Origin of the sequence: Paraburkholderia phytofirmans OLGA172 (genome assembly GCF_001634365.1) — a bacterium.
In the GTDB taxonomy this organism is placed as follows: Bacteria; Pseudomonadota; Gammaproteobacteria; order Burkholderiales; family Burkholderiaceae; genus Paraburkholderia.
The window spans coordinates 1875256-1888233 of the sequence record NZ_CP014579.1 but is presented as its reverse complement, the minus strand read 5'-3'; the positions used below and the strand labels follow the sequence as shown (position 1 = coordinate 1888233).

At 60.5% G+C, this 12978-nt stretch carries 12 protein-coding genes; 7 read left to right on the top strand and 5 right to left on the bottom strand.

Going from position 1 to position 12978, the window contains the following annotated elements; genetic code table 11:
* Positions 1–5 precede the first annotated feature (5 nt).
* On the bottom strand, positions 6–890 hold the full coding sequence (locus AYM40_RS28485; protein ID WP_063499445.1) for a LysR family transcriptional regulator: 885 nt from the start codon (positions 888–890) through the stop codon (positions 6–8).
* A gap of 151 nt (positions 891–1041) precedes the next feature.
* Here AYM40_RS28485 and AYM40_RS28480 point away from each other — a divergent pair, with 151 nt between their 5' ends.
* Complete coding sequence (locus tag AYM40_RS28480; protein ID WP_063499444.1) at positions 1042–2073, top strand: NAD(P)H-quinone oxidoreductase; 1032 nt, start codon at positions 1042–1044, stop codon at positions 2071–2073.
* Positions 2074–2588: 515 nt separating this feature from the next.
* Here AYM40_RS28480 and AYM40_RS28475 read toward each other — a convergent pair.
* Positions 2589–4502: an SMP-30/gluconolactonase/LRE family protein gene (locus tag AYM40_RS28475; RefSeq protein ID WP_236720974.1), complete on the bottom strand. Its 1914-nt coding sequence runs from the start codon at positions 4500–4502 to the stop codon at positions 2589–2591.
* Positions 4503–4768: 266 nt separating this feature from the next.
* On the opposite strand from AYM40_RS28475, the gene AYM40_RS43865 reads away from it, so the two are divergent.
* From AYM40_RS43865 to pgm, 3 genes are all read left to right on the top strand, one after another.
* The gene (locus AYM40_RS43865) at positions 4769–5047 is read left to right on the top strand and encodes a DUF3309 domain-containing protein (protein ID WP_420488486.1); all 279 of its coding nucleotides are present in this window, start codon (positions 4769–4771) and stop codon (positions 5045–5047) included.
* A 55-nt stretch (positions 5048–5102) separates the two neighbouring features.
* Positions 5103–5822 carry a Crp/Fnr family transcriptional regulator gene (locus tag AYM40_RS28470; protein ID WP_063499443.1) on the top strand — a complete coding sequence of 240 codons (720 nt, stop codon included), beginning with the start codon at positions 5103–5105 and terminating at the stop codon, positions 5820–5822.
* Positions 5823–6111: 289 nt separating this feature from the next.
* Entirely contained in the window at positions 6112–7785 is a 1674-nt protein-coding gene (gene pgm / locus AYM40_RS28465) for a phosphoglucomutase (alpha-D-glucose-1,6-bisphosphate-dependent) (RefSeq protein WP_063499442.1), read from the top strand.
* 67 nt (positions 7786–7852) lie between these two features.
* On the opposite strand, the gene AYM40_RS42000 is transcribed toward pgm, so the two are convergent.
* A complete protein-coding gene (locus AYM40_RS42000; protein WP_181448435.1) occupies positions 7853–8008 on the bottom strand; it encodes a hypothetical protein in 156 nt (51 codons plus the stop codon).
* A 62-nt stretch (positions 8009–8070) separates the two neighbouring features.
* Complete coding sequence (locus AYM40_RS28460; RefSeq protein ID WP_407947689.1) at positions 8071–8202, bottom strand: entericidin A/B family lipoprotein; 132 nt, start codon at positions 8200–8202, stop codon at positions 8071–8073.
* A gap of 514 nt (positions 8203–8716) precedes the next feature.
* On the opposite strand from AYM40_RS28460, the gene AYM40_RS28455 reads away from it, so the two are divergent.
* Positions 8717–9304 carry a YSC84-related protein gene (locus tag AYM40_RS28455; protein ID WP_063499441.1) on the top strand — a complete coding sequence of 196 codons (588 nt, stop codon included), beginning with the start codon at positions 8717–8719 and terminating at the stop codon, positions 9302–9304.
* A 63-nt stretch (positions 9305–9367) separates the two neighbouring features.
* A complete protein-coding gene (locus AYM40_RS39175) occupies positions 9368–9514 on the top strand; it encodes a DUF3096 domain-containing protein (RefSeq protein ID WP_074288095.1) in 147 nt (48 codons plus the stop codon).
* Positions 9515–9555: 41 nt separating this feature from the next.
* Here AYM40_RS39175 and AYM40_RS28450 read toward each other — a convergent pair whose 3' ends face one another.
* Positions 9556–10275 (bottom strand): Crp/Fnr family transcriptional regulator, encoded by a 720-nt coding sequence (locus AYM40_RS28450; RefSeq protein WP_063499440.1) that lies wholly within the window; start codon positions 10273–10275, stop codon positions 9556–9558.
* 697 nt (positions 10276–10972) lie between these two features.
* Here AYM40_RS28450 and acs point away from each other — a divergent pair.
* Complete coding sequence (gene acs, locus AYM40_RS28445) at positions 10973–12946, top strand: acetate--CoA ligase (RefSeq protein WP_063499439.1); 1974 nt, start codon at positions 10973–10975, stop codon at positions 12944–12946.
* Positions 12947–12978: the final 32 nt, after the last annotated feature.

Here is a 12978-nt window from a genome sequence, read left to right as displayed (position 1 = left end):
CATGACTATTTTGTGTGGGTTGTGTGATCTTCGAACGCGGAGACGATGCCGTCAATCATTGCTGCGATGCGCGCGGTATGCCGAAGGTCCTGATGCGTGACGAGCCAGACTTCGTAGACCGCCCCACGTGCGGGTTCCGGCCATACCTGCACGAGGCCGTCGTGTTCAGCCAGATGTATCGGAAGCTCGCCGATGCCGAGGCCGGCCTTTACCGCGGTACGCAGCATGAGACTGGAATTGAAGGTCGATACGATGCGCCCCGCGTGTATCGGTTCGCCAGCAAGAGTCGGCGATCGATTCCCGGTCCAGTTTCCCTGATAGACGACAAGATCGTGGCCCGCGAATGCGGAGCCAGCGGCGGGCTTGCCGTGCTGCTCGAGATAAGCGGTCGATGCAAACAGCGCCATGGGCCAGCGAGCCAGGCGCCGCGCGACAAGATCGGGATTATCGGGCCTGACTGACCGGACCGCGATATCCGCTTCACGCTTTGCCAGATTTAGCATGCGCGTCGACGTGTCCAGCAGGACGCGCACGTCGGGATGCGCAGCATGCAGGCGTTCGATGGCGGGAAACAGGAATTCGAGCGCGATCGAGTCGGTGCTGGTGACTCTTACATCCCCCGCAAGCCGTGTATCCGTGCCTTGAGTTCGTCTGACGAGTTCATGGGCGGAGTGTTCCATGTTCTCCGCTGATCTCAGCGCGGCCTCGCCAGCGGCGGTCAACGCGTAACCCTCGGAGGTGCGCAGAAAGAGCGTTGCACGCAGGGCGTGCTCTAGTGCCGCAATCCTTCTGCCGACCGTCGCCTGATCGAGATTGAGCGTCCTGGCCGCTCCACGGAGCGTTTTTTCGCGCTCCACCGCGAGAAACACTCGCGCGTCGTCCCAGTTCATCGTGCGGTCCTCCTGATGCAAATTTGCATCTCACCATTCGAATAATGCTGCACGGATTCATCAATGTCGAGGCCTATACTGAACGCAAGAGTTCCTCGTTAAACGATCCGCCCGGATCAATCGAGCCTCACCTGTAGAAGGAGTGGTATCCATGTCTGCTTCAACCTATCGTGTGCCGTCGTCCATGACGGCCATTGAGATCAAACAGCCCGGCGGTCCTGAGGTCCTGGTGCCGACTACGCGCCCGGTGCCGATGCCGGCCGCCGATCAGGTTCTGATCCGCATCCACGCGGCTGCCGTGAACGGTCCAGACGTCTTCCAGCGCAAAGGGCTGTATGATCCGCCCCCCGGCGCTTCGGACATTCCAGGGCTGGAAGTGGCAGGTCAAGTGGTTGCCGTTGGCTCCGAGGTGTCCCAATTCCAGATCGGCGAACTGGTGTGTGCCTTGATTCCCGGCGGTGGCTACGCAGAATATGCAGTCGCGCACGCCTGCAACACGATGCATATCCCCAAAGGCCTGAGCTTGGTGGAAGCGGGGGCCATGCCCGAAACGTTGATGACGGTATGGCTGAACCTGTTCCAGCGCGGCAAGCTGGTTGCCGGCGAATCGGTGTTGATCCATGGCGGCGCGTCAGGTATCGGTACCACGGCGACCATGCTGGCGAAGGCATTCGGCGCTGCGAAAATCATCACGACAGTTGGCTCGCAGGCGCATCGGGAGGCCAGCCTGGCGCTAGGCGCAGACCTCGCGATCGATTACCGCGAGGACGATTTCGTCGCCGAAACGAAGCGGGTTACCGATGGAAGAGGCGTCGACGTGATTCTCGACATCATTGCCGGCGACTACGTGGCCAGAAACTATGACGCCGCAGCCATGGACGGACGGATCCTCCAGGTGGGCGTGATCAAGGGGCCGGCGAAGGACCTTAACCTCGTGCCGATGTTGACGAAACGTCTGATGCATATGGGCTCGACATTGCGCTCGCGCACATCCGCTGACAAAGCGACCATCATCGATGAACTCGAGCGGCGGGTCTGGCCGCTCATCGAGAGCGGCAAGATCAAACCGGTTGTCTACAAGACCTTTGCGCTTGCCGACGCTCGCGGCGCTCACGAGCTGATCGATTCCGGCACTCACTTTGGAAAGATTGTCCTTACGACGGGCGCCGATCTGATTGGCTGACGCCTGGCTTGCAGCCAAAGCGGCAAGCCTCCTGCCGGTTTCGTGATGGACGTAAAGAAATGCAGGCAGCAGGCTTGACCGTCAGTGTCACTCTTTCCTCGTCTTCGGTTGTTCGGGCTGCGGATCACGTCCGCGTTGCGTCGGCGCTCTCGTGCACGCATCCGGGGGCGTCACCGATATCACGTCGTTGCAGCAGCACGAATAGACCGGAAACCCATAGGAATTCGTGCGGAGTATGGTCGTTGGTCCGTGCAGCGGGCACACCGCTTTAGCGTTCATGTCACCTCCTGAACTCATGGTCAACTAGTCATATCCTACGCGCGGCTCGTCAGTTCGGTACGGCCAGTCGCCCTGGTCAACGAGTTCGCCGCCGCGCGGGCACAGCAACGTGGACTCAATCTTCAGACAACTGAAAACTGGCGATTACGAGGATCAGGATCGATCTGGCTCCTCCAATAATACCGGCAGGGTTCCGCGCTGCTGGCCGGGCGCGTAGGCGCGACGAGCACGGTCGATCAGGGTGTCCAACGATAAATGATGACGCTGCTCCCGTTGTAATTGTCCTTCGTGATCACGTACTCCCCGGTCGACCGACGGTACGATCTAAGGCCGTACATCGAATCCACGTCATTGCCGACGTACACGGCGTTGGGGTTGCTGTTGATCAACGTGGTGTCCAGGCTGCCTGTGGTCAGATTGAAGGCATCGATGTTGGGCACGGTGTGTACGTATCCGACGAAGAGATAGTTGCCGGCCGCCGTGATCGACTTGGGATTGGCGCTGGCGAGGTTGATCACCGGATTGGGAACGGTCGTGTTGCCCGCGAGCCAGCCGTGATACACCTCGATCCGCGTTCCGATCGACGTCCAGTCCGTGCTACCGACAACTCCCTGTGCCAGGATCATCGTGTCGCTTTCCGGCAGGTAGACGATCCGCGTCAATGGCGTGATCGTGCCCGGAATGGGCGTTGCAATTCCTGCTCCCCAGCTTGGCTGGCCGTTGGCATCGAAGCCGGTCAGCGGGTAGTGCCAGATGGCATTCGTCTTGTCCAAACCGGCCCAGACGTCCCCTTTGCTGTCGAGGCAAAATCCGTCCCTGACCGGTGCGGTCGTATTGAACGCTGGACCTGGAAGCGTGGCGTCCGGTATGGCGATGTAGCCATTCACGGCATTGAAGTGGAAGAAGTAGAAAGTATCGGGATTCTGGCCGGACGCCACGAGGATCCGGTTGGCGCCGACGGTGGCAAGTTGACCGAAGTGCTCATCCCGTGAGCGATCGTTGATGTTGATGCGCGGGTCGGATGGATAGTCGATCGGATCGACCGTGTTCGCTACGAAGGTTCCCCCAGCGGTGCCGGTGTAGATGTTGGTGCCTCCATAGAAGTACGCGCCATCCGTACCCGGGTCCGGAGCGGCGACCCCCTCGAAGTTGAGAGACTGAAGCTTCCATTGCAGGTGGCCAAAACTGTCGTAGGAGTGAATGTCGGTGCCGCCGTCGCGGCCGAGGTCCCAGCTTCCGCCCCACGGGTTGTTGAGCACGTACACGTTGCCGGCGGCGTCTTTGCCAATGCCGGTGACGCGGGTAAATCGCTTATTGCCAACCTGGCCTTTGATTCCCGTTGTCGTATCGAGATATCCCCCCTGAATGCCAAATGTGCTGACCAGAAATGGAATGCCCAAAATGCTATAGATCTTGATGTTCATGTCGGGGCCCTCGTCGCCGATCATGAGACACCCGGTCGACGCATCGAAATACAGCGAGGACGGTCGAGAGGCGACGGACATCTGGATGGTGTTCACGAGCACGCCGGCCGGATTGAATCCGAGGATCGCGCCCGTGCTCTTCTGCGCAACCCAGATGTTTCCTGCGCTGTCCACCGCGAGCGCGCCAGGGCTTGAGACGGCGATATCCTGCCGCCAGACACCGTCGGTGGTGTAGACGCGGACGCGATTTCCAGGAAAGTCGCTCGCATAAAGGAGCGAGCCCGACGTCGCGAGTCCCGTGATGACATCAGCCCGCTGCTCAGTCGTTGTCGCGCTGACCGAGATGAGAAAGTCGCGAGCTTGAGTGGTTCGGTTGTACCGCCCCACCGTGCCGCTGCCGTAAGTGGTATTGAATTGCAGAGCGGCGAAGATCGAAGTTGCATTTCCCGTAATGGCCGAGCCCTGAAAGTCGCCGTGACCTCCTATGGACCCCAGGCTTTGGCCGTTCTGGTATATCGCGACACCCCCTTCGTTTTCGTCCCACATGGAAGCCGTGTAGATGACGCCCTCGGGCGCTATCCACATGGAGCGTGCGACGCTACCCACGCGGGTAGCATTGGTTCCAAATGTGTTCGCCACCCAGTCTGTGGTGTACTGTCCATGGCACTCCGGGGCAAGCGTAGCGATCAGCAGTGCGGCGAGGAACGTCGTGTAGATTCGTTTCATGATCGTGAAGCGTGCCCTCCTGAGGCACCTGAATTGGGGGATTGCGGGTTGGCTCATGCTCGCCGCTCCAACAAGTGTCGCGTCTGTCCAACCCAATACTGCGTTCGAGTGGTATATCGGCGAAGTGCGGAAAAAGTTGAGTTGTTCGCGTTTCCCGAGTTATTCGCGCTTCCAGTACAGGCGATAGCGGAAGAACGATTAGGCGGCGGGCTTGCCTACGAATCGCGTGCCTGTGGCGTCATCAACATGACGGCGGCGGGCCGGGTGTGGTTGAGCCAGCACGCCGCGACACAGGGAGACTTGAAATTTCATTAGGATTACTTTTTCTTATCGTTTTGGTTCCGCTGCTCGTCGGCGCTTTTCCGTCATGGCGCTACAGCAATGGATGGGGCTACGGTCCGAGCTGGAAGGCCGTGGGGTACCCCTGGGCCAGTGCCGCCTATAATTTCATGGTGGGGCTGGGGGCTGCTGCGCGCCACCGCGCAGGGTCACGCAATAAGCCGCTCCGAACGGTAGTACAACTGCGCCTGCGCCCATCTTGTTAGTCGCAATCTTACGAATACGACGCCGCTTCTTTCGGGATTTCGGGGAGTGTCTCTCATGTCGAGCATCAATCAACCTCACGACAATCATCTGCTTGCGGTGTTGCCTGAAGCAGAGTGGGTCCGCATCGGACCGCATGTGGTGCAAGTGGATATGCCGTTGGGACAGGTGGTCTATGAATCGGGTGACCGCCTCGACCATGTCTATTTCCCATCCACCGCGATCGTTTCGCTGCTGTATGTGATGGAAGACGGCGCGTCCGGCGAGATTGCGATCGTCGGCAATGAGGGGGTGGTCGGCATTGCCCTCTTCATGGGCGGCGACACCACGCCAAGCCGGGCGGTCGTGCAGAGTGCGGGAAAGGCGTACCGGCTGGAGGCCCGTATTCTTAAGGAGGAGTTTCATCGCGCCGGCCCAATGCAGCGACTGCTGTTGCGCTATACCCAGGCGCTGATCACCCAGATGGCGCAGACCGCGGTGTGCAACCGGCATCATTCGATCGACCAGCAGTTGTGCCGTTGGCTGCTGCTGAGCATCGACCGCCTGCCGTCCAACGAGTTGAAGATGACCCAGGAACTGATTGCCAACATGCTTGGGGTGCGCCGGCCCGGCGTCACCGAAGCGGCGATGAAGTTACAGGACGCCGGCATGATCCGTTACAGCTACGGCCACATCGAAGTGCTGGATCGACCGGGGCTCGAAAAGCGCGTGTGTGAATGCTACAGGGTGGTGAAACGGGAATTCGACCGCCTGCTGCCGGACTTGAGAGCGCTATAGACAACCCGTGATGTGCGCGGGAGCGCCGCGCAACCTCGTTCAAAACGGCTGTCGATGCGACCGGCGGCCCGCTGCACGCGATGACCCGACGGAGCGTCAATCTTCGCCGCAAGCGCCGGATTGATCTCCGCAGGTTGTCGTTGCTCACACCGTCTGCTCAACTAAAAATCATTGCCCGATACCGTACAGACATCTGCCTGTCGCGAGAGAGAAAGTCGTGCTCAGAAAGATAGATGCGGGCGAACCTGGGTGTCGCCATCATGAGTCTCGACTACCAAAGGATATCGCGATGAACATCAATCCTCTCGCTGGAAAACCGGCACATCATGAGATGCTGGTCAACGTCCCCCGGCTGGTCACGTCGTATTACACAGAAAGGCCCGACCCCGCGATTCCGGCGCAGCGGGTCGCATTCGGCACCTCCGGGCATCGCGGCTCGGCTTTCGCTCGCAGCTTCAATGAGTGGCATGTGCTCGCCATCACGCAGGCGATCTGCTGTTATCGGCGGCAGGCGGGTATCGACGGCCCGCTGTTTATCGGCGTCGACACGCATGCATTGTCTGAACCCGCTTACGCGAGTGCGCTCGAGGTGCTGGCCGCCAACGGCGTTGAGGTCATGATCGCGCAAAACGGTGAATACACGCCCACGCCGGCGGTGTCGCACGCCATCGTCGCGTACAACCGCGGCTGCACTGCGGGACTGGCGGACGGCATCGTGGTGACGCCGTCACACAATCCACCGGAAAGCGGCGGTTTCAAATACAACCCACCGAGTGGCGGGCCGGCTGACGAAATCGTGACCGGCTGGATCGAAGCGGCAGCGAACGGATTGCTCGAAAGCAAGCTGGACGGCGTGCTGCGGATGTGCTTATCGAAGGCGCTGCGCGCCACGACGACGCACCGGCATGACTTCCTCAACGCCTACGTTGGCGATCTCGTCAGCGTCATCGATATGGATGTGGTGCGTGGCGCGCCGATCGTCCTGGGAGTCGACCCGCTTGGCGGCGCGGGTGTGCACTACTGGGGGCCGATTGCCGAGCGATATGGCCTGAATTTGAGCGTGGTCAACGACGACGTCGATCCAACTTTCCGCTTCATGAGTGTCGACTGGGATGGGCGGATTCGCATGGATCCATCGTCGCCTTATGCGATGCAAACGCTGATCGACCAGAAGGATCGCTTCGATGTGGCCTTTGCGTGCGACACCGATCACGATCGCCATGGCATCGTTACGCGGCGCGCCGGGCTGCTGCCACCGAATCACTATCTCACGGTCCTCGTCGATTATCTGTATTCTCATCGCCCCCGGTGGCGCGCCCATGCGGCGGTGGGCAAAACCATTGTCAGCAGCCAGATGATCGATCGCGTGAGCGAGAGGCTCGGTCGTACGCTATACGAAGTGCCGGTCGGATTCAAATGGTTTGTCGACGGCCTGCTCGACGGCTCGCTCGGCTTCGGCGGGGAGGAGAGCGCGGGCGCCAGTTGTCTGCGGCTCGATGGCACGGCGTGGACGACCGACAAGGATGGCATCGTATCGGCGTTGCTGTCGGCCGAGATCACGACGCGAATTGGCCGCGATCCCGCTGAAATCTACCGGGATCTGACCCAGAGGATGGGCGAGCCGGTTGAACGTCGAGTGCAAGCCGTGGCAACGGCCCAGCAGCGCGCGCTGCTGGGGCGGCTCTCGCCGGCGCAGTTTCCCCACACCGAACTGGCCGGCGAACAGATCGAACAGGTGCTCGACCGTGCTCCAGGCAATCGCGCCGCCATCGGCGGCATCAAGGTGATCACGAAGAACGGTTGGTTCGCTGCACGTCCGTCAGGAACCGAAGATATCTACAAGATCTATGCGGAGAGCTTCCTGGGTGAAGATCACCTGACGCGCATCGTTGAGGAAGCCCAGGCGATGGTGGATGGCACGCTTGAGGAACATGCGCTTGCCCATGATTGCGCTCAGCCGTAAAGATCGGCCGCCGGTAATCTGTCTGCGCCTGATTTCGCGCCGCGCGAAAGCGATGAACGCGGCACGCCTAGTAATGATCGTGAGCCTCGTGATATTCGCCACCGCCGTGGTAGCCGCCACCGCCGTGGTAGTCGCCGCCGCCGACCGGGACGAGGATGCAGGCGCTCAGGCCGGCAATCAGCGACAGCGCAATCAGCATCCATGCACGTGTTTGGTTCTTCATCTCCATTCCCCTTTGGGTGCAATTTTTTCTTGAACATCCGCAACACCGATAGCAGGCGCCGTTTACTTGGCGTCCTCAGCGGTGTTGTGGATGGCCTGACCGCCTTTTGATATGTCCTGGCCCGCGCCCGCAACAGTGTTGCAGCCCGCGAGAAGAGCGGTACCGGCGATCATAAACAGAACGATGAGTCGCATCATGGTGTCCTCCTGCGAAACGTTCGTGTTGCCGGCAGCGGTTGCGAGCCGGATACTTTTCCATTGAAACTGGAGCGGGAGGAACAAGCTGATTCCCGGTGCCGCTTGCGGTGCATAGACAAGAGCGAATTCGATCGAATAATTCAGTAATGCCACCATTCCAGATCGACGTCTGTCCGATGGCGGACGTTTGCATGCAAGGTAGTGAGACGCTGCCCGTAGAGGCACGACATCGCCCGGACGCGGCGGAGTCTGGTACAGGATCGTACCGACATGTCCGGCGGCGGCGCACATCCTGACGTCGATCTCTCGTGATTGGTATGACGAGGCGCTCAAGATGCACGAAGTACTTGCGGTTCCATAGAAAGTGGGCCAACGTTTTTCGAACTTCACTGGCTTCTTTCTCGAACGGCTTGCTTTGCCTGCCGTGGTGGCAGTTTGTACGCTGACGTACCGCTTCCGGAGTCGATCGAGCGTAGTGTCAGCGTCACTATCAGCAGAAGTGGAGGCCATGATGCTACGAAGAAAATTTCTATTCACGACACCCGGTTCGATCCTCGTGATCGGGCTTGCGGTATCGGGTTGCACGACGACGAGTCCGTCCGACGCCAGCAGCACACAGATGGGCAAGCGTCGCAGCATCGACGCGGGTGTGGACTCGACCTTGGGGCGTCTCTACAACGCCGCAAATGGATCGCGCGAACTGGTTGCGAAGGCCCGCGGGGTGCTGGTGTTCCCGTCGGTCATCGATGCCGGCTTCGTCATAGGCGGCCAGTATGGCGAGGGCTCGCTGCGGGTCGGCGGGCGTACCGTCGGGTACTACAGCACAGCAACGGGTTCGATCGGCTGGCAAGCCGGCGCGCAGTCGAAGGCGATCGTCTTTCTGTTCATGACGGAAGAATCGTTGGCGAAATTCCGTAACAGCGATGGCTGGTCGGCGGGCGGTGATGCGTCGGTGGCATTGCTGAAGATCGGAGCGAACGGCAACGTCGATACGGGTACGGCAACTGGTCAGGTGGACGCGTTCGTGCTGACCAACAGTGGGCTAATGGCAGGCGCGACGCTCGACGGCACGAAGGTCAGCCGGCTCAAAACCCTGTAACGTGGGTGGGTCGAAGCTCGCATACGGCGCGTGCCGCGTGCGAGTGAGCGAGGAGGGAAAATCATGCATATGCTCACGAGTGCAGGTCCACTAGTTTCGTTGATCGCCGGCATCCTGATTCTTGTGGTGCCACGTCTGTTGAACTACATCGTGGCAATCTATCTGATTGTGATCGGACTGCTGGGGCTTTTCGGAAGCCACATTCACTGAACGCGCGTTTTCCACCTGGGAGACGACGCGGCGAACCCACTCTAGATTGCACGCAGATCGGGCAACAGCCGGTCGAATTCCCTTCTGACTACGCCGTAGCATTCGCAGACACGCTTTTCCAGCCCGGGCCTATCCAGTACCTCGATATGACCATAGCTATAGCGGATCAACCCTGCGTCCTGCAGCTTCGTGGCCGCCTCGGTCACGCCGGGGCGGCGCACGCCGAGCATATTGGCAATCAGTTCCTGAGTCATCTTCAACTGGTTGGACGGCAATCTATCAATGCTTAGGAGCAGCCAGCGGCACAACTGTTGATCGATCGAGTGGTGCCGGTTGCAGACGGCGGTTTGTGCCATCTGGGTGATCAGCGCCTGGGTGTAGCGAAGCAGCAGCCGCTGAACGGGACCGGCACGATGAAACTCCTCCTTCAGGATACGCGCGTCCAGCCGGTAGGCGTGCCCTGCGCTTTGCACGACGGCGCGGCTGGGCGTGGTTTCTCCACCCATAAAGAGGGCGATACCGACGAGCCCTTCGTTACCGACAATCGCTATCTCGGCGGACGCGCCATCTTCCATGACGTACAGCAGCGAGATGATGGCGGTAGTGGGGAAATAGACATGATCGAGGCGGTCGCCGGATTCGTAGACGACCTCTCCCAGCGGCATATCGACCGGCACGAGATGCGGCTCGATGCGCTTCCACTCCGCTTCCGGCAGGACCGATAGCAGGTGATTCTCTTTGGGATGATGCGATTTTGACATCGCCACTCCTCGACATTCTGTTGAAAAACGGCGTCGTCTTCAAACAATTACGCTGAAAAATCGACTGTTGAGGCCAGACTTCAACTGAGGTGCGACGTGAAGCTGGCTGAACGGTGTTGTCGTGCCTCTGCGGCACGACCTCAAGGTGAGGCGAGCCGGGCGGCTCTTACCCCATTATACGGCGCGCTACCACGGTGCGCGGAGGTGGCGAAACCTGTTTCAGTACGGTGTCGTACCGGGCCAGTCCCGAATGCCTGTGCGGCGCGAGAATTTCCCGAGGGCCGCGTAGCCGTGGTCAAAAGCCGATGAAACAACGAGCAGACGCGGATTTCTCGCGCCGGTACGCCACCGTACCGACTTCCGGCCACTGCGCGCGCACCGTCAAAACAAGCCCTCGTGTTTCTCAATCACAGCGATCGAAACAGTTTCGTGTGACAGGGCGTCCCTGACCGAATTGCGTGCCATCCCCATTGCGCCTGGCGCCGGCGCCGCGAGAACGATCTGGGCATGCGGGTCGGTTTGTCACGCCCGGCGCAGCGGGGCTCGCGGTAATCGCGCTGCGCACAATATCCGATTTCCGGACAGTCATGTGCGTGTTCAAGTTGCTCTTTTCACGCCCGCGCGCCGCGTTGCGGTGGCGTGGCGACTAACCGGGAAGCACCATCAAGCACGCATGAAAGCGTGCAAGGGACATAAAATGTCAACCAGCGATTCGATTCTGGAGGAGCCGCAAGCCTTCCTTCCTCACGCCAGCGTGGCGGCTTATGCCGCGATCTCCGGCATGGATGCCTACCGCGCGTTGGTCGCCGAGGCTGAACGCGATTACGCGGGATTCTGGGCGCGGCGCGCGCGAGAGATTCTGCATTGGAAAACGCCGTTCTCTTCGGTTCTCGACGAATCTCGCGCGCCGTTCTATGAATGGTTCAACGACGGCACCCTCAATGCGTCCTACAACTGCCTCGATCGCCACGTCGAAGCCGGCAACGGTGACCATGTTGCCGTGATTTTCGAGGCCGACGACGGCACCGTCACGCACGTCACATACCGTCAGATGCTCGAGCGCGTGAGCCGGTTTGCTAACGCATTGCGAACCCGTGGCGTGAAGAAGGGCGACCGCGTGGTGATCTACATGCCGATGTCGATCGAGGGCATTGTGGCGATGCAGGCCTGCGCGCGGATTGGCGCAACGCATTCCGTCGTGTTTGGCGGCTTCTCCTCGAAGTCGCTCAATGAGCGGGTTGTCAACGTGGGCGCGATCGCGTTGGTCACCTGCGATGAACAGATGCGTGGCGGCAAAGCGCTTCCGTTGAAGAGCATCGCGGACGAAGCCCTCGCGATGGGCGGCTGTGAAGCGGTGAAAAGCGTCATCGTCTATCGGCGCACGGGCGGCAAGGTCGCGTGGCACGAAGGACGCGACCTGTGGATGCACGAGCTCACGCAAGCCGCAGCAGACACGTGCGAGCCGGAATGGGTTGGCGCTGAACATCCGCTCTTCATTCTCTATACGTCCGGTTCGACAGGTGTGCCGAAGGGTGTGCAGCACAGCACGGGCGGCTTCCTGATGTGGGCAGCGCAGACCATGAAGTGGACTTTCGACGCGAAGCGCAGCGACGTTTTCTGGTGTACCGCCGACATCGGCTGGATTACCGGCCACAGCTATATCGCGTACGGTCCGACAGCGATCGGCGCGACTCAGGTCGTGTTCGAAGGCGTGCCGACCTATCCGAATGCCGGCCGCTTCTGGGAGATGATCGCGAAACACCGCGTGACGGTGTTTTATACCGCGCCGACCGCGATCCGTTCGCTCATCAAGCTTGCCGAATCCGATCCCAAAGTTCATCCGGACCGTTACGACCTGTCGACGTTGCGTCTGCTCGGCACAGTCGGCGAGCCGATCAACCCGGCCGCGTGGACGTGGTTCTACGAACACGTCGGCCATAGCCATTGCCCTGTCATCGACACCTGGTGGCAAACGGAAACGGGTGGTCACATGATCGCGCCGATGCCGGGCGCCACACCTTTGGTGCCGGGATCGTGCACGCTGCCGCTGCCTGGCATTATGGCCGCGGTCGTCGATGAAACCGGGCAGGACGTGCCGAACGGGCAGGGCGGCATTCTCGTCGTCAAACGTCCATGGCCGTCGATGCTGCGCGGCGTCTGGGGCGATCCGGAGCGCTATAAGAAGAGTTACTTCCCTGAAGAGCTTGGCGGCAAGCTGTACCTCGCCGGCGACGGTGCGGTGCGTGACGAGGACACCGGCTACTTCACGATTACGGGTCGCATCGACGATGTGCTCAACGTATCGGGCCACCGGCTCGGCACGATGGAGATCGAGTCGGCACTCGTAGCGAACCCGCTGGTGGCGGAAGCCGCGGTCGTCGGCCGTGCCGACGAGACGACTGGCGAAGTCGTCGTCGCGTTCGTGGTGTTGAAGGGCGAGCGGCCCACCGGCGACGTGGCGATCAAAATCGCGACCGAATTGCGCAATTGGGTCGGCAAGGAGATCGGGCCGATCGCGAAGCCCAAAGAAATCCGCTTCGGCGAGAATCTGCCGAAAACACGCTCGGGCAAGATCATGCGCCGCTTGCTGCGTTCGCTGGCCGCCGGCGAAGAAATTACCCAGGACGTATCCACGCTGGAAAATCCGGCGATTCTCGATCAGCTCGGGTGATGGTTCGCGAAGACAGCGAAATTGCCGGAACG

Coding starts and splice junctions, on each gene's coding strand:
- AYM40_RS28485 (WP_063499445.1), bottom strand. CDS start 890: ATGAACTGGGACGACGCGCGAGTGTTTCTCGCGGTGGAGCGCGAAAAA.
- AYM40_RS28480 (WP_063499444.1), top strand. CDS start 1,042: ATGTCTGCTTCAACCTATCGTGTGCCGTCGTCCATGACGGCCATTGAG.
- AYM40_RS28475 (WP_236720974.1), bottom strand. CDS start 4,502: ATGAAACGAATCTACACGACGTTCCTCGCCGCACTGCTGATCGCTACG.
- AYM40_RS28470 (WP_063499443.1), top strand. CDS start 5,103: ATGTCGAGCATCAATCAACCTCACGACAATCATCTGCTTGCGGTGTTG.
- pgm (WP_063499442.1), top strand. CDS start 6,112: ATGAACATCAATCCTCTCGCTGGAAAACCGGCACATCATGAGATGCTG.
- AYM40_RS42000 (WP_181448435.1), bottom strand. CDS start 8,008: ATGAAGAACCAAACACGTGCATGGATGCTGATTGCGCTGTCGCTGATT.
- AYM40_RS28460 (WP_407947689.1), bottom strand. CDS start 8,202: ATGCGACTCATCGTTCTGTTTATGATCGCCGGTACCGCTCTTCTCGCG.
- AYM40_RS28455 (WP_063499441.1), top strand. CDS start 8,717: ATGCTACGAAGAAAATTTCTATTCACGACACCCGGTTCGATCCTCGTG.
- AYM40_RS39175 (WP_074288095.1), top strand. CDS start 9,368: ATGCATATGCTCACGAGTGCAGGTCCACTAGTTTCGTTGATCGCCGGC.
- AYM40_RS28450 (WP_063499440.1), bottom strand. CDS start 10,275: ATGTCAAAATCGCATCATCCCAAAGAGAATCACCTGCTATCGGTCCTG.
- acs (WP_063499439.1), top strand. CDS start 10,973: ATGTCAACCAGCGATTCGATTCTGGAGGAGCCGCAAGCCTTCCTTCCT.